The organism is Aeromonas sp. R7-2 (assembly GCF_040908105.1).
Taxonomy (GTDB): domain Bacteria; phylum Pseudomonadota; class Gammaproteobacteria; order Enterobacterales; family Aeromonadaceae; genus Aeromonas; species Aeromonas caviae.
Genome location: NZ_JBFODC010000016.1, coordinates 67,212 through 88,085, shown reverse-complemented (window position 1 = coordinate 88,085; position 20,874 = coordinate 67,212). Strand labels below are relative to the sequence as shown.

Below are 20,874 nucleotides of genomic sequence, written 5' to 3'. Positions count from 1 at the left end.
CAAGGAGTTGATCAAGATAGAGGTTATTGTCACCGTTCGCTCATATAATCGCCGCCATGCAAGCGACTCGGAAGGATTCGATGACACAGCTGATGGCGGCCCTGCTGGGGCTGTTTTACGCCAGCCTGATCTGGGCGGCGCCCGTCCCCTTCGTGACGGCCCCCGGCCCCCATGCCACGCAGGGGAGGCTGGAGCCCCTGCTCTCCTGGTTCTCGGGGGAGTTTTCCAGCCAGGAGCAGGCCACCTTCGATGCCCGCTTCACCAGCGCCGAGCTGCGGCTGGTGGAGATCTGGCCCGGGGAGGGCCCCTTTCGCTGGGTCTATGCGGAGCAGTTTCTGACCGAGCGGGCGCAGCGACCGTTTCGCCAGCGCATCTACCGCTTCTCCTCCCTGCCCGATGGCCGCATCCTGATGGCCGAACTGACCATGCCGAGGGCCACGGATTTTGCCGGCGCCTGGCGTCGGCCCGAGCTGCTCGACTCCCTCACCCCGCAGCAACTCTCCCTGCGCGAAGGGTGCGAGATCTGGCTGACCCGCCAGCCGGGCGGGGAGTACAAGGGGCAGACCCGGGTCGGGCATTGCGCCACCGATTTTGGCGGTGCCACCACCCTGGTGCAGTACCTCTGGATCGGCCCGGACAGTGTCCGGCTGCTGGACAGGGCCTATGACAACGGCGCCCATCAGCGCTGGGGCAGCCCGGGGGAGGGTTACGTCTACCTGCGCAAGGGGATGCGGCGCGGGGAGTAGTCGAGCCGTCCGTCAAGGCCCCTCCCTGCTTGCCGCCAACAAGGACGTGCCGGTCAGGCCGCTGGCCAGTGCCCCTGCAGATCCACCAGGATGGAGAGGCTGACCGCGCCAAACAGCAGGCCTGTCATCAGGTTGAGCGGGCGCTGGATGCGGCCGAGCAGGTGCTGGGCGCGGGGGGTGGAGAGGCTCCAGGCCAGGGCGCTGAACCAGACGAGGGAGAGCAGGAACAGCTCCAGGATCAGCAATCCCCGGGTCAGGCCATCCACCTGGGGCGTCACCATGGCGGCCAGCAGTCCCATGAAGAACAGCATCGCCTTGGGGTTGAGCAGATTGGTGGCCAGCCCGCTCTTCACCCCCTTGCGCCAGCCCGGCCGCTCGCCCCCGGCGCGCAGCGCCAGATCCCCGCTTCCCTGCCAGGCCGCCTTCAGCGCCCCCCAGCCCAGCCAGCCCAGATAGAGGGCACCCACCAGTTTCACGGCGAGAAAGAGCCAGGGCTGGCTTGCGATCAGCAGGCTGATGCCGGTCAGGCTCAGGGTGGCGTGGAGCAGGATGGCGAGGGCGATGCCAAGGGCCGCTCCGAGGGCGGTGGGCCTGTGCAGGCTGGTGCGCAGGATGAGTGCGAAATCCGGGCCCGGGCTCGCCAGAGCGACGAGGTGGACGAGACCCAGGGTCAGAAACAGGCTGGTGAACATAAAAGACCTCCGACAGCGGTATGGAGGTGACAGCATGGGGCAGGACGGGGGACGGGAGATTGTAAAAGATTGCAGCGGCGGTGATTCAGGCGGGCAGCATCTGCTGGCGATACTCCGCCGGGGTGAGGCCGAACGCCTGACGAAAACCGTGGTGGAAGTGGCTCTGATCGAAGAAACCGACTGCCAGCGCCACCTCGCTCACCGGCAGGCCGCTGCCGAGCAGGCGCTTGCTCTGCTCGAGCCTCAACCGCTTGAGCCAGGCGTAGGGGGTCATGCCGGTCTTCTTCTTGAACTGGCGCAGAAAGGCGAAGCGATCCAGCCCGAACAGGGCGGCCAGATCCTCCAGACTGTGGCGCTCATCCAGCCGGGCCATCAGATAGTCGCGCAGGTACCTGAGCTGGGGGTCCGCCAGGGCGTGGCGCTCGGGGGCGAGCCGGAACAGTTCGCCCAGCAGGGCCAGCAACTGGCTCTCCGCCAGCAGGCCGTCGGGGGCGGGGCTGTCCAGGTGCATGTGCAGGCGAGCAAAGCCCTGATAGAGGTCGGGGCGGCTCTGCAATCCCTGGTGGAAAAAGGGCTCGGGGTGTTCCGGCAGCCAGCGGGCCAGCTGCTCGGGGGCGATGGAGAAGACCCGCACCTCGTACCCTTCCGGCAGCAGGCTGAGGCCGTCGTGCATCTCGTCCGGGTTGACGGTGGAGAGTTCGCCGCGCACCAGGTTGTGGCTGTTCCCCTTGTGGATGAACTTCTGGCCGCCCCGCTGCACCAGACCGATGTGGTAGTCCAGATGCACGTGGCGGCCATAGCTGAACTCCCTGTGGTGGGAGTGGGAGAGTTCAACCCCCGGCAGCAGCCGGGATTGCCAGTAGTGGATGCGGGATTGGGGTGCGTTCATCCCCTATTGATACCCCGAAAGCGGCCCCTTGGCTTGTAGATTATTGCGCCGGCGCCTCAGCCGACCTCCTGGCGCCGCTTGCCGCTGCGCAGGCCATCCAGGCTGAACAGCACCAGGGCGCTCCAGATGCAGCCAAAGGTGATCATCTTGTCCAGCGCCAGCGCCTCGCCATACAGGGTCACCGCCAGGATGAACATCAGGCTGGGGCCTATGTACTGGAAGAAGCCCAGGGTGGAGAGCTTGAGCCGGGTGGCCGCCGCGGTGAAGCAGAGCAGGGGGGCCGTGGTGACGGCGCCCGCGGCGATGAGCAGCAGGTTCAGGTGCCAGTCATTCTGGGTGAGGTGGCTGGTGGGGCTGTCGGCGATGCCCCACAGATAGAAGGCGGCCGGCGGCAGCATGATCAGGGTCTCGATGAGCAGGCCGGTGAGGGCGTCCAGGGCCAGCTTCTTGCGAATGAGGCCGTAGATGGCGAAGCTCGAGGCCAGCACCAGGGCTATCCAGGGCAGGGAGCCGAAGGCGATGAGCTGGACGGCAACACCGACAAAGGCGAGCCCCACCGCCCACCACTGCAGGCGGCGCAGCTTCTCGCTCAGAAACACCATGCCGAGCAGCACGTTGAACAGGGGGTTGATGTAGTAGCCCAGGCTCGCATCCAGCATGTGGCCGTTGTTGATGGCCCAGATGAACAGCAGCCAGTTGCCGCCGACGGTGACGGAGGTGAAGGCCAGGGTGAGCAGCACCTTGGGCTGGCGCAGCACCGCCTGCACCTTGTGCCACTGGCGTCCGAGCAGCACCAGCACCATCAACAGAGCGCAGGACCAGATCATGCGGTGGGTCAGGATCTCGGCGGCCGGCACGGCGGAGAGGGACTTGAAGTAGATGGGTGCCAGGCCCCAAAGGGTGTAGGCGCCGAGGGCATAGAGGACGCCCTGGCGCTGGATCTGTTGTTGCATGCGGATAACCTTCACTGGAGTGCGGATGTCGGGAAACATCGCAAAAAGTCAGTGTAGCGATCCTTCTGCAGGGAAAGAAGACAATAAATGGGTCTGACGGGATTTTAACAGCAGGAGCGACTTCAGCGACCGCCCCCGCGGCGGATCTTCTCCACGTCCATCAGCAGCCACAGCATGAGGGCGATGGCGGAGATCCAGGGGCCCCAGGTGACATAGGCTTCCCCCTGACCCAGCACGAAGAACAGCAGCGGCAGTCCCACCACCAGAAACAGTACACTTCCCAGAAAAAACAGCATTTTTATCTTTAAATTTAATGGCTTGCTATTTGACGATTATATCGATTGAGCGAGGGGATAAAAGAGTAAAAATGAGAAAGGGGGATTTCTCCCCCTGTTTTGTTGATAAGCGTCATTTATGACGTTATTCGAGCTGGATCCAGGTGCTTTTCAGCTCGGTGTACTTCTCCAGGGCGTGCAGGGACTTGTCGCGCCCGTTGCCGGACTGCTTGAAGCCGCCAAACGGCATGGTCATGTCGCCGCCATCCCAGTTGTTGACGAAGACGGTGCCGGCGCGCAGGGCGCGCGACCCCTTCACCGCCTGGTTGAGATCCGCCGTCCAGATAGCGGCCGCCAGGCCGTAGTCGGTGTCGTTGCCAAGGGCGATGGCCTCTTCCAGGGTGTCGAAGCCGGTCACCGCCAGCACGGGGCCGAAGATCTCCTCGCGGAAGATGCGCATCGTCGGGGTCACGTCGTCAAAGATGGTGGGCTCGATATAGTAGCCGCCCTCCTCGGGCTGGGTGCGCTTGCCTCCCAGCAGCAGCTTGGCGCCCTCCTGCTGGCCGATGGCGATGTAGTTGAGGACCTGCTCCATCTGGATGTGGTCCACCATGGCGCCGATGCGGGTGGTGGGGTCGAGCGGGTTGGCCGAGATCCATTCGCGGGCGTGGGCCAGCAGCCGCTCCATGAACTGGGGCTTGATGCTGTTTTGCACCAGCAGGCGGGAGGCGGCGGTGCACACTTCCCCCTGGTTGTAGAAGATGGCGCCGACGGCGCTTCTGGCGGCGGCGTCCAGATCCGGTGCATCCGCCAGCACGATGTTGGGACTCTTGCCGCCGCACTCCATAAAGGCGCGTTTCAGATTGGATTTCCCGGAGCACTGCACCAGATGCTTGCCGATCTTGGTGGAGCCGGTGAAGGTGATGCAGTCGACGTCCATGTGCATGGCCAGCGCCTCGCCCACGGTGTGACCAAAGCCCGGCAGCACGTTGAACACGCCGTCGGGGATGCCCGCCTCCTTCGCCAGACCCGCGATGCGCAAGGCGGTGAGGGGGGATTTCTCGGAGGGTTTGAGGATCACCGAGTTACCGGTGGCGAGCGCCGGGCCCAGCTTCCAGCAGGCCATCACCAGGGGGAAGTTCCAGGGCACGATGGCAGCCACGACACCGAGGGGCTCGCGGGTCACCAGGGCCAGGGCGGACTCTTCCACCGGGGCGACCTGATCGTAGATCTTGTCTATCGCCTCGGCGTTCCAGGCGATGCAGTTCGCGGCGGCGGGGGCGTCATACCCCATGGCGTCGCCGATGGGCTTGCCCATATCCAGGGACTCCAGCAGTGCCAGCTCCACCAGGTTCAGGCGCATCAGCTCGGCGAAGCGCTGCATGATGAGCTTGCGCTGCTTGGGAGAGAGGCCGCACCAGCGCTTGTCGTCGAAGGCGGCACGGGCCGCCTTGACCGCCAGCTCGGCATCGGCGGCGTCGCAGGAGGCGACCTTGGTCAGCAGTTGGCCGTTGGCCGGATTGATGCAATCGAAGGTGGCGCCGTTGACGGCATCCCGGTAGGTGCCGTCGATAAAGGCTTGCGAGGGCAGGGTCAGATGGGCGGCCTTGTGTTGCCACTGGGCCAGGGTCAGGTCACTCATGTTCACTCCTTGAACCGGCAGAAAGTCAGTCTCCGCGTATCAATATGCTAAACATCCTGCCGCTTGTAAATCCATCTTGTAACAATTCATTAAACACTGACCCCGAACAACCCGGGCCAACGGCGGGTCAAACCGGGGGCCCTGGCCTGTGGTGTCGGGGGTCGCGCGGCGGGGCGGGAGCCCGTGTCGCTGGCCTGATCCCTGGGCCGGGCAGGGGGGATCCCGGCGGGCTGTTCCGGGAGAAGGCCCGTCAGAAGCTGGCGGGCGTGTTGGCGGAGATCAGCACGCACTCCTGATCCCCCACGTTGCGAAAACGGTGGGGAGTGCGGCTGTCGAAGTAGTAGCCATCCCCCGGTGCCAGCAGGTGAACCTGCTCGCCTACCGTGACTTCCACCTGACCCCGGATGACGATGCCGCACTCTTCCCCTTCGTGACTCAGCATGTCGTCACCGGTGTCGGCGCCCGGGGGCAGTATCTCCTGCATCATGCCGATGGCGCGGTTGGCGCGGCTGTGACCCACCAGACGGTAGCTGATGGGGTGGGTGCCGAGATCCGGCATGTCGTCCGCACGGAAGATCACCTCGGAATCCATCTCCGTCTCGTCGGTGAAGAAGCTGGCCAATGACATGGGGATGCCTTCCAGCACCTTGCGCAGGGAGGCCACCGAGGGGCTCACCTGATTTTTCTCGATCTGGGAGATAAAGCCGTTGGTCACACCGGAGCGTTTTGCCAGCTCGCGCTGGGAGAGGGCCGCCTTGGTGCGAACCGCCTTGAGGCGGTGACCGATATCCATCGATAGACACTCCTTGACTGTTTACTATTATTAAAATTGTGTTAAATATCTTATACCACCCCTGAGGGGTGACACCAAGCCGGGCGATAAAAGCCCTTTTTTATGGATTCAGGTGTTTAATTTAATAGGCATGAGCCGGGTGTTACTAAACGCCTTAAGGATGAGGTGACCATGAAACCTGTCAGCGACATCAATACCCCCGACATGTCCGCATTCTGGATGCCGTTCACCGCCAACCAGCAATTCAAGGCGGCGCCGCGCATCCTGAAGTCGGCAGAGGGGATGTATTATCACTCAGAGGATGGCCGCAAGATACTGGATGGCACTGCCGGACTCTGGTGTTGCAACGCAGGCCATGGTCGGCGCGAGATCGCCGAGGCGGTCTCCCAGCAGATCTCCCACCTCGATTTTGCCCCCACCTTCCAGATGGGCCACCCCCTGCCGTTCGAGCTGGCCAACCGGCTGGTGGAGATCGCCCCCAAGGGATTCGGTCACGTCTTTTATACCAACTCCGGATCGGAGTCCGTGGACACCGCGCTCAAGATTGCGCTGGCCTGGCAGCGGGCTCGCGGCCAGGGGACCCGTACCCGGCTCATCGGCCGCGAGCGCGGCTACCACGGGGTGGGTTTTGGCGGCATCTCGGTGGGGGGCATTCCCGGCAACCGCAAGTGGTTCGGCTCCCTGCTGACCGGGGTGGATCATCTGCCCCACACCCTCAACATAGGGAAAAATGCGTTCACTAAGGGATTGCCAGCAGAAGACCTCACCCTGGCCGATGAACTGGAGAAGATTGTCTTCCTGCACGACGCCAGCAACATCGCGGCGGTCATCGTCGAGCCCATCGCCGGCAGCACCGGGGTCATCATGCCCCCCAAGGGCTATCTCAAGCGGCTGCGGGAGATCTGTACCAAACACGGCATCCTGCTGATTTTTGACGAGGTGATCACCGGTTTCGGCCGCCTCGGCTCCCCCTTCGCCGCCCAGGAGTTCGACGTCATCCCCGACATGATCACCTGCGCCAAGGGGCTCACCAACGGCGCCATCCCCATGGGGGCCGTGCTGGTGCAAAACCATATCTATGACGACATGATGGCGGCGGGCAAGGGGGCCATCGAGCTGTTCCACGGCTACACCTACTCCGGCCACCCGGTGGCGGCGGCGGCGGGTCTGGCCACCCTCGAGATCTACCGGAGCGAAAATCTGCTGACCCGGGCAGCCGAGCTGGCGGGCTACTGGGAGGAGGCTGCCCATTCCCTCAAGGGCTGCAAGCACGTGAAGGACGTGCGCAACTACGGCCTGGTGGCGGGCATTGAGCTCGAATCCATGCCCGATGCACCGGGCAAGCGGGCCTACGAGGTGTTCGTGCGCTGTTTCGAGAAGGGGGCGCTTATCCGGGTGACCGGCGACATCATCGCCCTGTCGCCTCCCCTCATCATCGAGCGCAGCCAGATAGACGATCTCTTCACCCTGCTGCAGGACGCCCTGCAGGCCCAGGACTGACCCCCACATCACACAGGATGGCGCTCGTCCCGGGCGTCATCCCCCTGTGCTGCCCCGGCGCGGCGAGGGGAGGACGGATGACCCATCACGGAGGATTTATGAGTTACAGGATCGACAACTTCATCGACGGCGAGACGACCGAGAGTCGCAGCGAGCGTTTCGGTGCCATCTTCAATCCGGCCACCGGCCAGCAGCAGGGCTCCGTCGTTCTCAGCACGGCCGATGAGTGTGCCGAGGCGATTGCCTGCGCCGAGCGCGCCTTTGGGGAGTGGTCCCAGACCCCGCCGCTGGTGCGGGCCCGGGTGCTGTTTCGCTTCAAGGAGCTGATGGAGCAGCACAGGGACGAGCTGGCCCAGCTCATCAGCCGCGAGCACGGCAAGGTCTTCTCCGACGCCCAGGGGGAGCTGACCCGGGGGCTGGAGGTGGTGGAGTTTGCCTGCGGCATTCCCCACCTGCTCAAGGGGGAGCACTCTCTCAACGTGGGCCGCGGGGTGGACAGTCACTCCATGATGCAGCCGGTGGGGGTCTGCGCCGGCATCACCCCGTTCAACTTCCCTGCCATGGTGCCGCTCTGGATGTTCCCGGTGGCCTTGGCCTGCGGCAACACCTTCATCCTCAAGCCCTCGGAGAAGGATCCGTCCCTCTCTCTGCGCATGGCCGAACTGCTCAAGCAGGCGGGCCTGCCGGACGGGGTGCTCAACGTGGTCAACGGCGACAAGGAGGTGGTGGACGTGCTGCTGACCGACCCGAGGGTCGGTGCCGTGTCGTTTGTCGGCTCCACCCCCATCGCCCAGTACATCTATGCCACCGCCTCGGCTCACGGCAAGCGGGTGCAGGCCCTGGGCGGCGCTAAGAACCACATGGTGGTCATGCCGGATGCCAATCTGGATCAGGCGGTTTCCGCCCTGATGGGGGCCGCCTATGGCGCGGCGGGCGAGCGTTGCATGGCGATCTCGGTGGCCGTGGTGGTGGGTGACGAGACCGCCGATGCCCTGGTGGCGAAGCTCTCGCCCCTGGTGGCGGCCCTTCGGGTCGGCCCCGGTCTCGGTCAGAGTCCGGAGAACGAGATGGGGCCCCTCATCAGCCGGGAACACCTGGCCAAGGTGCGCGGCTACGTGGATCAGGGAGTGGCCGAGGGGGCCGAGCTGGTGGTGGATGGCCGGGGCCTGAGCCATGGCGAGGGCTACTTCATCGGGGGCAGCCTGTTCGATCGGGTCGGCCCCGAGATGCGCATCTACCGGGAGGAGATCTTCGGCCCCGTGCTCGCCATCGTGCGGGCCCCGGACTACGAGACGGCCCTGCGCCTCATCAACGAACACGAGTACGGCAATGGCACCGCCATCTTCACCGGTGACGGAGATACCGCAAGGGACTTCACCACGCGGGTTCAGGTCGGTATGGTAGGGGTGAACGTTCCCATTCCGGTGCCCATGGCGTTTCACAGCTTCGGTGGCTGGAAACGGTCCATCTTCGGGCCGCTCAACATGCACGGGCCGGATGGGGTGCGCTTCTACACCCGGATGAAGACGGTGACCGCCCGCTGGCCCCAGAGCCTGCGCGCCGGCGCCGAGTTCTCCATGCCGACCATGAAGTGAGCCGCCGGCTCGCTGCAATGGCTTTAATCTCTTGCCCCCGCAGGCCGCCGGTCTGCGGGGGCGCTTCTGTCAAGGAGTAACAGATGCGACTGGGTATTCTCGATTGTGACCGGCTGGACCCCGATTTGGTGGGGGATTTTGGTCCCGTTTACTCCGAGATGTTTATCAAGGGTTTCCGGGCGTTGGCCCCCGAGCTGGAATTTCGGGTCTGGTCCGCCCTCGACGGCGATCTGCCCCTGGATCTGACCGAATGTGATGCCTGGCTCATTACCGGCTCGCGTCACGATGCCTACAGCGACATCCCCTGGATCCTGGCGCTGCGCGACTGGATCCGCCGGGCCCACGATGCCAACGTCAAGCTGGCCGGGGTCTGCTTCGGCCACCAGGTGATCGCCCAGGCGCTGGGAGGGGAGGTAATGAAGTCCACCAAGGGGTGGGGGCTGGGGGTGTCGGTCCATGCCATGCAGACGACAAAACCCTGGATGGCGCCGGGTCTGGACACCATCCGCATCCTGGCAAGCCACCAGGATCAGGTGGAGCAGCTTCCGCCAGGGGCGACCCTGCTCGCGGGCAACGACTTCTGCCCCAACTTCATGTTCCTGCAGGGGGATCACATCGTCGCCATCCAGGGGCACCCGGAATTCTCGGTGGCGTACAACCGGGCCCTGATCGAGCGGCGACGGGACAGGCTGCCCGATGCACATTACCAGAGCAGTCTCTCTTCCCTGGAAGGGGAGGTGGATTCCGCCACCATGATGCAGTGGCTGCTGCAGTTCCTCGGCATCCTGCCGATCGGGGCCGACGCGCGCTGAACCCCGTTTGTCATATCCACCGCGCTGATGCTAGATTTTGTAGCAAAATGAAGGATCAAGCGGCGATATGCCCAGTCCGGATGATACACTGGCCGCCATTTTTGGCGGCCTAGTCCATCGACGAGCGCCGCGTCAGTCTGTGAGGGGGCAACCTTGAAACTACAGCAGTTGAAGTATCTGATCGCGGTGCGGGACCACAATCTCAACGTCTCCGTTGCCTCCGATGCGCTCTATACCAGCCAGCCTGGGGTGAGCAAGCAGATCGGCTTGCTGGAGAGCGAGCTGGGGGTGCGCATCTTCGAGCGCCGCGGCAAGCACCTGCACCGGATCACCCCGGTGGGGGAGGAGATCATCAAGTGTGCCGAGGCCATGCTCAATATCGAGAGCAAGATCAAGGCCATCTCCCGGGAGTACCTGGATCCGACCGTGGGCACCCTCAACATCCACACCACCCACACCATCGCCCGCTACCTGCTGCCGAAAAGCGTCACCTACTTCACCAAAAAGTACCCCAAGATCTCGTTCCACCTGCATCCTGTGATGTCCGCCACCAAGGAACAGATCAGCAAGGGATACTCGGATTTTTCCATCGTGGCCCACGAGATAGGCTTCGACAAGGAGCTGATCGCACTGCCCGCCTACCTCTGGACCCTCTCCCTGGTGGTGCCCCAGGAGCACCCCCTGGCCAAGGTGAAGAAGCCGACCCTGGAGCAGCTCTGCCAGTATCCCATCCTGAGCTACGAGAGCGGCGCCACCGGGCGTCAGGTGCAGGACAAGGTGTTCCAGGCGGCCGGCCTCACTCCCAACTACTACATGACGGTGATGGATGCCGGCGTCATCAAGCGCTACGTGGAGCTGGGCTTTGGCATCGGCATCATCTCCTCCCTGGTAGCCAACGATAGCGATGCCCCCGGCCTCGTGGCCATCAATCTGGAGCACCTGTTCGAGCCCTGCCCGGCCCAGATCTGCTTCAGCAAGAGCATCCTCTTGCAGAACTACATGTATGACTTCATCAGCTCCTTCTCCCCCCATCTCACCAAGGAGATGATCCAGAACGTGATGCAGCAGCCGACCCAGGCTCGCATCGACGAGCTGCTGTCAGGGGTGGAGCTGCCCGTCTACTGATCCCGCTTCCGTTTCTGTGCCGGCACCCCGGGGTGTCGGCCTCCTCCCGCCGAGGTTTCCATGTCCCGCATCCTGCTGCTCGCCAATCTCAACTGTGATCATGTGCTCTCCCTGGCCGAACCCCTGGTGGCGGGGGCGCGGCTGCAATATGTGGATCAGGGGCGCAGGCTCGGCGGCGGCGCCGCCAATACCGGCATCGGATTGGTGTGGGCGGGGCACGAGGTGATCATCGCCTCCCGGGTCGGGCTGGACGACACCGGTGACTGGCTGCTGGAGCAGGCGGCCTCATACGGCCTGGATTGCAGCCATGTGGAACGCTTTGGCGGCGAGACCGGCGAGCTGCTGGTGCTGGTGGACGCCACCGGTGAGCGCACCATCCTCAGGCGCCCACGTCGTCCGGATCTGCCGGGGGATCTGCCGACCGAAGGGGTGGACTGCCTCTATGTGAACTATCCGGGCACCGCCATCGTGGGCTACATGCGCCAGATGCTCGCCAAGAGTTTCGTGGTGGCCCAGTATCCCAAGGGGGGGCAGGCCCGCCGCCCCTGCCACGTGCTGGTGGCCTCCCGCTCCGATCTCGGCGAGGTGAGCGACCCCTGGCAGCATGCCCGCCAGCTCGCGGGGGAGCAGCTTGAATGGCTGGTGCTGACCGAGGGCAAGGCGGGCGCCGTGGCCATTCACGGGGAGGAGCAGGTCAGGGTGGCGGCGCGACCGGTCTCCGTGGTGGATACCACGGGGGCGGGGGATGCCTTCGCGGGCGGTCTCATCCACGGTCTTGCGCGGGGCATGGCCATGGCCGATGCGCTGCAGTGCGCCGTGGACTGGGGCGCCTTCGCGGTGGCCTCCGAGAGCTCCATCCCCTCCCAGGCGCTGCGCAACTGGCTGAAACAGCCCCACTGAACTCGCCGGACAACGGCTCCGGCGATGGCAGAGGAGGTGGGGGTTTGTCGACGGAAACCGCCAAAACCCCTCGCTGAGGCGGCAAGTTTGCGATCAATCAAAGAAAGTGTCGATTTATGTACATCTTCGTCGACACCCGCCCGGGCTGCTCTTACCCTTGTGACTTCACGACTCGGTCGAAGAAGCCCATCCCGTGCGCACGCATGTGCAGACCCCCTCTTTGGCCACCGGCTGTCGTCCTGATTTCTGGCTTGTAGTAAGAGGCAAGTGCGACCATGCAACTGACACGATTTACCGATTACGCCCTGCGTACCCTGACCTTCCTGGCCATCCAGCCCGGTGATCGCCTGTCGACCATCACGGAAGTGGCCGACACCTTCGCCATCTCCCGCAATCACGTGGTCAAGATAGTGCATCAGCTCGGCATCAAAGGTTACATCGAGACGGTGCGTGGCAAGCATGGGGGCATCCGCCTCGGCCGTGCCGCCGTCTCCATCAACCTGCGCGATGTGGTGATGGACATGGAGCACGTGCTCTGCCCGGTGGACTGCAAGCGCGAAAACTGCCGTCTCTCCGGGGGCTGCCGCATCCAGGGCATTCTGCGCCGCGCCATGCACGCCTTCCTGGAGGTGCTGGGGGAGTACACTTTGGCGGATGCGGTGCGGGATCCCACTCGTCTGTGCCACCTTCTCGGCATAGAGCAGGATAATATTCTGACCATGGCATGATGCCACGGTGAATGACAGAGGGGCCTGCGGGCCCCTCTGTCATTGCCAGCGGTCAGAGCTGGGGCACAAGGGTGATGGCTCCGTGCAGACAGGCGAGGCCGCAAGCGCCGCAGCCATCGCAGGCGGCCATGTTGACGGTCACTCCCTCGCTGCCGACCTTGATCGCCTGCTGGGGGCAGGCGTCTTCGCACAGCAGGCAGTAGTAGCCCTGACGGGCCTGGCAGCTCGCCTCTATCCTGACCCGGGTCTGCACCTGACGGCCGAGGCAGAGATCCAGTGCGCCCGTGGGGCAGGCTCTGGCGCAGCTGCCGCAATAGCTGCACTGGCCACAGGCGAGATCCAGCACTGGGGTACCGGCGATGGGGCTGCCGTCATATTCGGGGCGATCGGCGGGCTTGATGAGGCCGTTGGGACACGCCTTGAAGCAGTCGCCACAACGGGTGCAGAGGGTGAGGAACTGGGACTCGTCGATGGCCCAGGGCGGGCGTGCCTCATGGCAGACCACCTCGGGTCTGCGGGGGCTCCCCCATGCGTGTGCCAGCCAGCGACAGAAAAAATGCGTCATGCCCACCTCTATACCTATTAGGGGTTAATTTTATCCAGTTTTAGGCCGGCAAGCCAGAGAATAGCGGCGGGCAGGATCGCAAGCCGGGTTGCCCTTGTGTAAGCTAGGCGGGTCTTTTTGCGGGATTGAATGAACTCATGTGGCTATTTCTGTGGCGTGCTTCTCTGCTCTATGTCTTCCCCCTGCTGATGTGGGCCTACTGCCATCTCAAGGGTATCGAGTTCAGTGAACTGGATACCGGGGTCAACAGCCACAAGTGGGTGGTGCTGGCGGCCTATCTGCTCTATGTGCTGATCTGGTTGCTGCTCAACCGCTATCTCGAACTCTTCCTGCGCCAGCGGGGGCGCCGATGACCCCGCTGCTGACCTGGTGGCCTGCCATGCTGGCTGGCGGGCTGGCGCTGCTGTTCGGCTGGTGGTGGGGGCGACGCAGCGGCCGTGAAGAGGCGCTGCTGCTGGAGGAGCGTTATCAGGGGTTGCAGGATCGCTGGGACGCGCTGCAGGACGAGAAGATGTTGGCTCAGCAGAAGCTGGATCAGCAGCAGACCCTGCTGCTCAAGCTCACCGCCCGCCTCAAGGAGGCCGAGGCGACTCTGCGCAGCGAACGCATCGCCAGCGCCGAGAAGCTGCAGTTGCAGCAAGAGGCTGAGCAGCGCCTCAGTCAGCAGTTCGAGAACCTCGCCAATCGTATCTTTGAACAAAATGCCGGCAACTTCCGCGAACTGAATCAGAACAGCATGGATCTCCTGCTGACTCCACTCAAGGAGCAGTTGGAGGGCTTTCGCCGCCAGGTGGGAGAGACCCACGCCCAGGAGACGGCCCAGCGCCACAATCTCAAGTTCGAGCTGGAGCGCCTTGCCGAGCTCAACGCCCGCATGACCGAAGAGGCGGCGGCGCTGACCCGGGCCCTCAAGGGCGACAGCAAGCAGCAGGGCAACTGGGGGGAGGTGGTGCTGGCGCGGATCCTCTCCGAGTGCGGCCTGCGCGAGGGGCATGAGTACCACACCCAGGTCAACATCGAGGTGGACAAGGGCAAGCGCTACCAGCCCGACGTCATCGTCCACCTGCCCCAGGAGAAGGACATCATCATCGACGCCAAGGTGTCGCTGACCGCCTATGAGCGCTGGTACAACGCCGCTGACGATCTGGAGAAGGCGGTGGCGCTCAAGGAGCACGTCGCCTCGGTGCGCAACCATATCCGCGAGCTGGGCCGCAAGGATTACCAGCAGTTGCCCGGGGTGCGCACCCTGGACTATGTGCTGATGTTCGTGGCGGTGGAGCCTGCCTTCCTCGCTGCCCTGGAAGCGGACCCTTCCCTGGTGCGCTACGGGCTGGAACACAACATCCTGCTGGTGAGCCCTACCAACCTGATGGTGGCGCTGCGCACCATAGAGAACCTGTGGCGCTACGAGCGGCAGAACCAGAACTCGCGCCAGATAGCGGAGCGGGCCGGCCGCCTCTACGAGAAGCTGCGGCTGTTCGTGGAGGAGATGCAGCAGATGGGGGGCAGCCTGCACAAGGCGCAGGAGAGTTACGACAAGGCGATGGGCCGGCTGGTCAACGGTCGTGGCAACCTGATCGCCCAGGCTGAGCGCTTTCGCGAGCTGGGGGTCGAGGTGACCAAGCCCTTGCCGGACGCGCTGGTGGACAGGGCGCTGGAGCGGGAGGAGTCGGCGGACTGAGGGGAGTCGTCATTCGCCGGGACAACGAAAAGGGCAGCCATTGGCTGCCCTTTTCGTTTCATGCAACAGCCTGGACGGCTGCTTATTGCTTCCAGAAGGAGGGGAAGAAGAGCACCGCCACCGTCAGGATCTCGAGGCGTCCCAGCAGCATGCCGAACGACAGTATCCACTTGGCCGCATCCGGCAGACTGGCGAAGTTGGTGCTGGGACCGATGACAGGCCCCATGCCCGGGCCCACGTTGGCCACGGCGGTGATGGAGCCCGAGATGGCGGTCAGGGGGTCCAGCCCGATGGCGGCGAGCAGGGCGGCGATCAGCAGGATGATGGCGAAGTAGACCAGCACGAAGGAGATCAGGGAGCGGATGATGGCGTCGTTGACCGGACGGCCGTTGTACTTCTGGGGAAACACGGCGGAGGGGTGCATCAGCTGGCGCATCTGTTTCTTGAACAGGGCGAAGGCCACCTGGACCCGAAAGATCTTGAGCCCGCCCGAGGTGGAGCCGGAGCAGGCGCCGAGTGCCAGCAGGATGATGAAGATAATGGTGGTGAGCGGGCCCCAGGTGCCGAAGTCGCCGAGTCCGAAACCCGTGGTGGTGAGCACGGAGACGATATTGAAGCTGCTGATGCGCAAGGCATCCATGAAGCCGTAGATGTCTCTCACCCAGAGATAGAAGGTGACGACCAGGGTCACCCAGACGATCAGCCAGAAGAAGCCCTGCACCTGGGCATCCTTGAACAGGCTGTTGTCACGGCGGGAGAGAGCCTGCACATAGAGCAGGAAGGGCAGGCCACCGAGGAACATGAAGAGGGTGCCTATCCAGTGCGCCGCGTGGGAGAAGTGGGACATGGATTGATCGGAGGTGGAGTAGCCGCCGGTGCTGAGGGTCGTCATGGCGTGGTTGACCGCTTCGAACAGGTTCATGCCACTCACCCAGTAGGCGAGGAAGCAGAGCATGGAGAGTACCAGATAGACCAGCACTATGTTGTTGGCCACCGTTTTGGCGCGGGGGGCGCTCTTGTCGGACCAATCTGAGCTCTCGGTCTGGAACAGCTTCATGCCACCGACGTTGAGGTAGGGCAGCACCGCCACCGCCATCACGATGAAGCCGACTCCGCCCAGCCACTGCAGGATGGATCGCCACAGCAGGATGCTGTGGGCCATGCCGTCGAGCCCCGACAGCACGGTGGATCCCGTGGTGGTGACCCCCGACATGGTCTCGAAGTAGGCGTCGGCAAAGTCGATATGGGTGATGAAGACGAAGGGCAGGGCCCCGAAGACGCAGGCGACCACCCAGACCGAGGTGGTGAGCAGGAACATCTCCCGCACGCCGAGGTGAAACTCTGCCTTGCGACCGTAATGGAGGCAGAGCAGGGCGGCACCATGGGTGATCAAGACCGACTTGAGAAATTCGACGAAACCTTCCGAACCGGTCAGCAGGGCCAGCAGGGTGGGCAGCCACATGAAGAGCGCCAGCTTGGAGAGCACCAGCCCGAGCGTGAAGACGATGGGATGCAGCTTGATCATGCAAGAAAACCTGGTCGTTGATTGAAAAAAGACCCGGACCTTTCCTGAGAAAAAGGGCCGGGTCCGGATACCGTTGCCAGAGACATGGCCGGCTTACAGGAAGAAGGGACTGGGCTGGAACAGACGCTCCACTTCCGGGATGTACTTCTTGTCCACCAGGAACATCACCACGTGGTCATCCTGCTGTATCTGGGTGCGATCGTGGGCGATCAGCACCTCATCACCCCGCACCACTGCGCCTATGGTGGTGCCCGGGGGCAGCTTGAGCTCGCCCACTTTCTTGCCCACCACCTTGGAGGTGTTCTCGTCCCCGTGGGCGATCGCCTCGATGGCTTCGGCCGCCCCGCGGCGCAGGCTGTAGACGTTGGCGATGTCGGCACGGCGCACATGGGTCAGCAGGGCCGAGATGGTGGCCTGCTGGGGGGAGATGGCGATGTCGATGGAGCCGCCCTGTACCAGGTCCACGTAGGCGCCGCGCTGGATCAGCACCATGGTCTTCTTGGCCCCCATCTTCTTGGCGAGCAGGGCCGACATGATGTTGGCCTCATCCTCGTTGGTCACCGCGATGAAGACGTCGATCTGGTCGATGTGCTCCTCCGCCAGCAGCTCCTGATCCGCCGCATCGCCGCAGAAGACGATGGTGTGTTCCAGGTGCTCGGAGAGCTGCTCCGCCCGCTTCTGGTTGCGCTCGATAAGCTTGACGCTGTAGCGCTTCTCTAGCTGGCGGGCAAGGCCGGCGCCGATGTTGCCGCCGCCGACGATCATGATGCGCCGGTAGGGGCTCTCGAGGCGTTGCAGCTCCGACATCACGGCGCGGATATGGCCCGCCGCGGCCACGAAGAACACCTCGTCATCGGCTTCGATGATGGTGGTGCCCTGGGGACGGATGGAGCGCCCCTGGCGGAAGATGGCGGCGACCCGGGTTTCGATGTTGGGCATGTGTTCCCGCAGGGTGGAGAGCGCATTGCCCACCAGGGGGCCGCCGTAATATGCCTTGACCGCCACCAGGCCCACCTTGCCGTCGGCAAAATCCACCACCTGCAACGCCCCCGGATACTCGATCAGGCGACGCACGTAGTCGGTCACCAACTGCTCGGGGGCGATCAGGTGATCCACGGGGACGGATTCGGGCAGGAACAGGCGATCCCGCTCCACCAGATAGGCGGGGGACCGAATGCGCGCCACCTTATTTGGGGTGTTGAACAGGGAGTAGGCGACCTGGCAGGCGACCATGTTGGTCTCGTCGCTGTTGGTGACGGCGACCAGCATGTCGGCATCCTGGGCGCCGGCTTCGCGCAGCACCCTGGGATGGGCGCCGTGGCCGTTCACCACCCGCAGGTCGAATTTGTCCTGCAGTTCGCGCAGGCGCTCGCTGTCGGTGTCGACGATGGTGATGTCGTTGTTCTCGCCGGCGAGATTTTCGGCCAGGGTGCCCCCCACCTGACCTGCGCCCAGAATGATGATTTTCATAAGGCTATCTTACTCAAGGTTGTTGCTTCGTAATGAGGCGGCCCGTCACCGGGCCTGCCATCCGCCGGTTCGGCCTACAGCTTGATGAGCTTGGCATAGTAGAAGCCGTCCATCTCCGCCTCGCCGGGCAGGAACTGGCGACCCGGACAGGCCGGGGTGTCTTCTGCATGCAACGGCACCAAGCGGGCATCCGGGGTATCGGCCAGGAAGGCGCGGATCTGCTCCCGGTTCTCTTCCGGCAACACGGAGCAGGTGGCGTAGAGCAGGGTGCCGCCCTGCTTCAGCTTGCCCCAGAGGGCGTCGAGAATGCGGCGTTGCAGCTCGGCCAGCTCGCGGATGTCCTGATCCCGGCGCAACCACTTGATGTCGGGGTGACGACGGATGACGCCGGTGGCGGAGCAGGGGGCATCCAGCAGGATGCGGTCGAACTGCCCCTGTGGCCACCACAGCTCCGGCGTGCTGGCATCACCGTGGATCACTTGGGCCTGAAGGCCGATGCGATCCAGGTTCTCCTGCACCCGCTTGAGGCGGTTGTCATCGGCGTCGACGGCAACCACGCCGGCAAGGGCCGGCTGGCGTTCCAGCAGGTGGGCGGTTTTGCCGCCGGGGGCGGCGCAGGCGTCCAGCACCCACTCGCCCGGCTGGGGATCGAGCAGGGCGGCGGCCTGCTGGGCGGCACCGTCCTGCACCGAGCAGTCACCCTGCTCGAAGCCGGGCAGCTTGGTCACGTCGCAGGGGCGCTCCAGCAGGATGCAATCTTCCCCTTCCACACCGGCCATGGCCGGGATACCCACCTCGCTCATGCGGGCCAGCATGGCCTCGCGGCTCTGGCGCTGGCTGTTGTTGCGGATCCACATGGGCGGGCGCTGGTTGTTGGCCTCCATGATGAACTCCCAGTCATCGGGATAGGCCTGACGCAGGCGCTTGGTGAGCCATTCGGGGTGGCCGAGGCGGACGCTGGGAACGCGGTCGATGCGCAGCAGGATCACTTCGGCGCTGCGCTGGAAGTTGCGCAGTACGCCGTTGATGAGGCCGCGCAGGGAAGAACCCTTGAGCAGCTTGACGGCGTTGACGGTCTCGGCCACGGCGGCGTGAGCCGGAATGCGGGTATAGATGAGCTGGTAGAGGCCGACCAGGATGAGGTAGTGGAAGATGCGGCTCTTGTTCTTGAGCGGCTTGTCCATCATCTCGCTGACCGCCGCATCGAGGCGGGGCAGCCAGCGCAGGGTGCCGTAGCAGAGTTCTTGCAGGAGGGCGCGATCGCGAGGGGCGACCTTCTCCTGGGCAGCAGGCAGAACGGCGGAGAGAGATTGGCCCTGATCCAGCACCTGTTGAATGACGAGAGCAGCCTGTGCGCGTGTTTTCATAGCGTTACCTTAGATGCACAAGTCGGGGCCAGGGCCCCGCTTGTGTCAATTCAATCCAGATCAAATCAGTTGCGTGCCAGGTTCAAACCAGTCGCGGCGAGAGTTGAGCAGATCCGAAACGGACATGGCCTTCTTGCCGGGAGGTTGCAGGGTCAGCAGGCGCAGCACCCCCTGACCGGTGGCAACCTCGATCCCCTGCTTGTCGGCCTTGAGCAGGGTTCCGGCTGCCTGGCCGTGATCCTGTGCGACGACCTCGGCCTGCCACACCTTGACGGTCTGTCCGGCGACCTCGAACCAGCTGATGGGCCAGGGGTTGAAGGCGCGGATGCAGCGTTCGATGGCAACGGCGTCCATCGACCAGTCGATGCGGGCCTCTTCCTTGGAGAGCTTCTCGGCGTAGTTGGCCAGCGCATCGTCCTGGGGCTCGGCGGCGGTGTCGCCGGCAGCCATGGCGTCCAGGGTATCGACCAGTGCCTGCGGGCCCAGACCGGCCAGCTTGTCATAGAGGCTGGCAGAGGTCTCATCACTGGCGATGGGACAGGTTACCTTGCGGATCATGGCGCCGGTGTCCAGCCCCACGTCCATCTGCATGATGGTGACGCCGGTTTCGGCATCCCCCGCCCAGATGGAGCGTTGAATCGGGGCGGCACCGCGCCAGCGCGGCAGCAGGGAGCCGTGCACGTTGATGCAACCCAGACGCGGCGTATCGAGCACCGCCTTGGGGAGGATGAGGCCATAAGCCACGACGACCATCAGATCGGCACCCAGAGCGGCCAGTTCGGCCTGCGCCGCTTCATTGCGCAGGGAGGCAGGTTGATAGACCGGCAGATCGTGGGCCAGCGCCAGCTCCTTGACCGGGCTGGCAGTGAGCTTCTGGCCGCGACCGGCGGGTTTGTCCGGCTGGGTATAAACGGCGACGACCTCGTGGCCGGAAGACAACAACGCCGCCAGATGACGGGCGGCGAAGTCGGGGGTACCGGCAAAAATCAGTTTCAGCTTGTTCAATGGAGCGGATCCTCAGAGGACTTTGCGATCTTCACGGGCCATCTTTTCCAGCTTCTGACGAATGCGCTGGCGCTTGAGCGGGGACAAGTAATCCACAAACAGCTTGCCGACCAGATGATCCATCTCATGTTGGATGCAGATGGCGAGCAGATCATCCGCTTCCAGCTCGAAGGTGTTGCCGTGGCGATCTTGCGCCCTGACCTTGACCCACTCGGCGCGCGGAACCAGAGCACGGTTGCCGGGCACGGAGAGGCAGCCCTCTTCGATGCCGGTGCTGCCGGACTGCTCCAGGATCTCCGGGTTGATCAACACCAGTTGTTCTTCGCGGTTCTCGGAGACATCGATGACGATGATGCGCTGATGAATGTCGACCTGGGTCGCGGCCAGGCCGATGCCTTCCTCCGCGTACATGGTTTCGAACATATCATCTACAATGTGTTGTAACTCGGGTGTAAAGGCTTCGACAGGGGCCGCGACTGTGCGCAGACGCTCATCGGGGAAACGCAATACATCTAGAATGGCCATAATTTTTTTTCTTTAGTTTCATATAAACGCAGTCAATATTGACGTAATTCTAGTCATTTACGCCGACAAAAAACAGCAACACTTTG

General features: G+C 63.8%; 21 protein-coding genes. 9 read left to right on the top strand and 12 right to left on the bottom strand.

Annotated features, from left to right (window positions below):
- Window positions 1-80 precede the first annotated feature (80 nt).
- The gene (locus AB5Y47_RS04165) at window positions 81-746 is read left to right on the top strand and encodes a chromophore lyase CpcT/CpeT (protein ID WP_041212148.1); all 666 of its coding nucleotides are present in this window, start codon (window positions 81-83) and stop codon (window positions 744-746) included.
- A gap of 53 nt (window positions 747-799) precedes the next feature.
- Here AB5Y47_RS04165 and AB5Y47_RS04160 read toward each other — a convergent pair whose 3' ends face one another.
- From AB5Y47_RS04160 to AB5Y47_RS04135, 6 genes are all read right to left on the bottom strand, one after another.
- Window positions 800-1,438 carry a LysE family translocator gene (locus AB5Y47_RS04160; RefSeq protein ID WP_010672488.1) on the bottom strand — a complete coding sequence of 213 codons (639 nt, stop codon included), beginning with the start codon at window positions 1,436-1,438 and terminating at the stop codon, window positions 800-802.
- A gap of 85 nt (window positions 1,439-1,523) precedes the next feature.
- Window positions 1,524-2,327, bottom strand: coding sequence for an AraC family transcriptional regulator (locus AB5Y47_RS04155; RefSeq protein ID WP_247631842.1), 804 nt, complete (start codon window positions 2,325-2,327; stop codon window positions 1,524-1,526).
- A gap of 56 nt (window positions 2,328-2,383) precedes the next feature.
- A complete protein-coding gene (rarD, locus tag AB5Y47_RS04150; protein WP_039039527.1) occupies window positions 2,384-3,280 on the bottom strand; it encodes an EamA family transporter RarD in 897 nt (298 codons plus the stop codon).
- Window positions 3,281-3,402: 122 nt separating this feature from the next.
- Window positions 3,403-3,576 carry a hypothetical protein gene (locus AB5Y47_RS04145; RefSeq protein ID WP_010672491.1) on the bottom strand — a complete coding sequence of 58 codons (174 nt, stop codon included), beginning with the start codon at window positions 3,574-3,576 and terminating at the stop codon, window positions 3,403-3,405.
- A gap of 124 nt (window positions 3,577-3,700) precedes the next feature.
- Window positions 3,701-5,197: an aldehyde dehydrogenase gene (locus AB5Y47_RS04140; protein ID WP_041212149.1), complete on the bottom strand. Its 1,497-nt coding sequence runs from the start codon at window positions 5,195-5,197 to the stop codon at window positions 3,701-3,703.
- Between the two features lie 250 nt (window positions 5,198-5,447).
- Window positions 5,448-5,990, bottom strand: coding sequence for a cupin domain-containing protein (locus AB5Y47_RS04135; RefSeq protein WP_010672493.1), 543 nt, complete (start codon window positions 5,988-5,990; stop codon window positions 5,448-5,450).
- A 171-nt stretch (window positions 5,991-6,161) separates the two neighbouring features.
- Here AB5Y47_RS04135 and AB5Y47_RS04130 point away from each other — a divergent pair, with 171 nt between their 5' ends.
- The 6 genes from AB5Y47_RS04130 (at window position 6,162) to AB5Y47_RS04105 (ending at window position 12,650) form a co-directional block, all read left to right on the top strand.
- Window positions 6,162-7,490, top strand: coding sequence for an aspartate aminotransferase family protein (locus tag AB5Y47_RS04130; protein WP_045522440.1), 1,329 nt, complete (start codon window positions 6,162-6,164; stop codon window positions 7,488-7,490).
- A 98-nt stretch (window positions 7,491-7,588) separates the two neighbouring features.
- Entirely contained in the window at window positions 7,589-9,085 is a 1,497-nt protein-coding gene (locus tag AB5Y47_RS04125) for a CoA-acylating methylmalonate-semialdehyde dehydrogenase (RefSeq protein WP_039039524.1), read from the top strand.
- 83 nt (window positions 9,086-9,168) lie between these two features.
- Entirely contained in the window at window positions 9,169-9,897 is a 729-nt protein-coding gene (locus AB5Y47_RS04120; protein ID WP_043153559.1) for a glutamine amidotransferase, read from the top strand.
- 153 nt (window positions 9,898-10,050) lie between these two features.
- Window positions 10,051-11,022 carry a LysR substrate-binding domain-containing protein gene (locus AB5Y47_RS04115; protein WP_029313477.1) on the top strand — a complete coding sequence of 324 codons (972 nt, stop codon included), beginning with the start codon at window positions 10,051-10,053 and terminating at the stop codon, window positions 11,020-11,022.
- Between the two features lie 60 nt (window positions 11,023-11,082).
- Window positions 11,083-11,922 (top strand): PfkB family carbohydrate kinase, encoded by an 840-nt coding sequence (locus tag AB5Y47_RS04110; protein WP_041212154.1) that lies wholly within the window; start codon window positions 11,083-11,085, stop codon window positions 11,920-11,922.
- Window positions 11,923-12,197: 275 nt separating this feature from the next.
- Window positions 12,198-12,650, top strand: coding sequence for an Rrf2 family transcriptional regulator (locus AB5Y47_RS04105; RefSeq protein WP_010672499.1), 453 nt, complete (start codon window positions 12,198-12,200; stop codon window positions 12,648-12,650).
- Window positions 12,651-12,702: 52 nt separating this feature from the next.
- Here AB5Y47_RS04105 and AB5Y47_RS04100 read toward each other — a convergent pair whose 3' ends face one another.
- Window positions 12,703-13,215, bottom strand: coding sequence for a ferredoxin-type protein NapF (locus AB5Y47_RS04100; protein WP_010672500.1), 513 nt, complete (start codon window positions 13,213-13,215; stop codon window positions 12,703-12,705).
- Between the two features lie 137 nt (window positions 13,216-13,352).
- On the opposite strand from AB5Y47_RS04100, the gene AB5Y47_RS04095 reads away from it, so the two are divergent.
- Window positions 13,353-13,568, top strand: a complete 216-nt coding sequence (locus AB5Y47_RS04095; RefSeq protein WP_010672501.1) for a hypothetical protein — start codon at window positions 13,353-13,355, stop codon at window positions 13,566-13,568.
- Window positions 13,565-14,896 (top strand): DNA recombination protein RmuC, encoded by a 1,332-nt coding sequence (gene rmuC, locus AB5Y47_RS04090; protein WP_160837014.1) that lies wholly within the window; start codon window positions 13,565-13,567, stop codon window positions 14,894-14,896. The genes AB5Y47_RS04095 and rmuC overlap by 4 nt, the downstream gene beginning before the upstream one ends.
- 82 nt (window positions 14,897-14,978) lie before the next feature.
- On the opposite strand, the gene AB5Y47_RS04085 is transcribed toward rmuC, so the two are convergent.
- The 5 genes from AB5Y47_RS04085 to def all read right to left on the bottom strand — a co-directional run bounded on the left by AB5Y47_RS04085 (window position 14,979) and on the right by def (window position 20,788).
- Complete coding sequence (locus AB5Y47_RS04085; protein WP_010672503.1) at window positions 14,979-16,421, bottom strand: TrkH family potassium uptake protein; 1,443 nt, start codon at window positions 16,419-16,421, stop codon at window positions 14,979-14,981.
- 93 nt (window positions 16,422-16,514) lie between these two features.
- Window positions 16,515-17,891, bottom strand: coding sequence for a Trk system potassium transporter TrkA (trkA, locus tag AB5Y47_RS04080; protein WP_368219866.1), 1,377 nt, complete (start codon window positions 17,889-17,891; stop codon window positions 16,515-16,517).
- A gap of 74 nt (window positions 17,892-17,965) precedes the next feature.
- Window positions 17,966-19,258, bottom strand: coding sequence for a 16S rRNA (cytosine(967)-C(5))-methyltransferase RsmB (rsmB, locus tag AB5Y47_RS04075; protein ID WP_239052766.1), 1,293 nt, complete (start codon window positions 19,256-19,258; stop codon window positions 17,966-17,968).
- 60 nt (window positions 19,259-19,318) lie between these two features.
- Window positions 19,319-20,263, bottom strand: coding sequence for a methionyl-tRNA formyltransferase (fmt, locus tag AB5Y47_RS04070; RefSeq protein WP_045522430.1), 945 nt, complete (start codon window positions 20,261-20,263; stop codon window positions 19,319-19,321).
- Between the two features lie 12 nt (window positions 20,264-20,275).
- Window positions 20,276-20,788, bottom strand: coding sequence for a peptide deformylase (gene def, locus AB5Y47_RS04065; protein ID WP_010672507.1), 513 nt, complete (start codon window positions 20,786-20,788; stop codon window positions 20,276-20,278).
- Window positions 20,789-20,874: the final 86 nt, after the last annotated feature.

What these genes read in the sequence shown, in the direction of transcription:
- AB5Y47_RS04165 (WP_041212148.1), top strand. Translation starts at nt 81, where the DNA reads ATGACACAGCTGATGGCGGCCCTGCTGGGGCTGTTTTACGCCAGCCTG.
- AB5Y47_RS04160 (WP_010672488.1), bottom strand. Translation starts at nt 1,438, where the DNA reads ATGTTCACCAGCCTGTTTCTGACCCTGGGTCTCGTCCACCTCGTCGCT.
- AB5Y47_RS04155 (WP_247631842.1), bottom strand. Translation starts at nt 2,327, where the DNA reads ATGAACGCACCCCAATCCCGCATCCACTACTGGCAATCCCGGCTGCTG.
- rarD (WP_039039527.1), bottom strand. Translation starts at nt 3,280, where the DNA reads ATGCAACAACAGATCCAGCGCCAGGGCGTCCTCTATGCCCTCGGCGCC.
- AB5Y47_RS04145 (WP_010672491.1), bottom strand. Translation starts at nt 3,576, where the DNA reads ATGCTGTTTTTTCTGGGAAGTGTACTGTTTCTGGTGGTGGGACTGCCG.
- AB5Y47_RS04140 (WP_041212149.1), bottom strand. Translation starts at nt 5,197, where the DNA reads ATGAGTGACCTGACCCTGGCCCAGTGGCAACACAAGGCCGCCCATCTG.
- AB5Y47_RS04135 (WP_010672493.1), bottom strand. Translation starts at nt 5,990, where the DNA reads ATGGATATCGGTCACCGCCTCAAGGCGGTTCGCACCAAGGCGGCCCTC.
- AB5Y47_RS04130 (WP_045522440.1), top strand. Translation starts at nt 6,162, where the DNA reads ATGAAACCTGTCAGCGACATCAATACCCCCGACATGTCCGCATTCTGG.
- AB5Y47_RS04125 (WP_039039524.1), top strand. Translation starts at nt 7,589, where the DNA reads ATGAGTTACAGGATCGACAACTTCATCGACGGCGAGACGACCGAGAGT.
- AB5Y47_RS04120 (WP_043153559.1), top strand. Translation starts at nt 9,169, where the DNA reads ATGCGACTGGGTATTCTCGATTGTGACCGGCTGGACCCCGATTTGGTG.
- AB5Y47_RS04110 (WP_041212154.1), top strand. Translation starts at nt 11,083, where the DNA reads ATGTCCCGCATCCTGCTGCTCGCCAATCTCAACTGTGATCATGTGCTC.
- AB5Y47_RS04105 (WP_010672499.1), top strand. Translation starts at nt 12,198, where the DNA reads ATGCAACTGACACGATTTACCGATTACGCCCTGCGTACCCTGACCTTC.
- AB5Y47_RS04100 (WP_010672500.1), bottom strand. Translation starts at nt 13,215, where the DNA reads ATGACGCATTTTTTCTGTCGCTGGCTGGCACACGCATGGGGGAGCCCC.
- AB5Y47_RS04095 (WP_010672501.1), top strand. Translation starts at nt 13,353, where the DNA reads ATGTGGCTATTTCTGTGGCGTGCTTCTCTGCTCTATGTCTTCCCCCTG.
- rmuC (WP_160837014.1), top strand. Translation starts at nt 13,565, where the DNA reads ATGACCCCGCTGCTGACCTGGTGGCCTGCCATGCTGGCTGGCGGGCTG.
- AB5Y47_RS04085 (WP_010672503.1), bottom strand. Translation starts at nt 16,421, where the DNA reads ATGATCAAGCTGCATCCCATCGTCTTCACGCTCGGGCTGGTGCTCTCC.
- trkA (WP_368219866.1), bottom strand. Translation starts at nt 17,891, where the DNA reads ATGAAAATCATCATTCTGGGCGCAGGTCAGGTGGGGGGCACCCTGGCC.
- rsmB (WP_239052766.1), bottom strand. Translation starts at nt 19,258, where the DNA reads ATGAAAACACGCGCACAGGCTGCTCTCGTCATTCAACAGGTGCTGGAT.
- def (WP_010672507.1), bottom strand. Translation starts at nt 20,788, where the DNA reads ATGGCCATTCTAGATGTATTGCGTTTCCCCGATGAGCGTCTGCGCACA.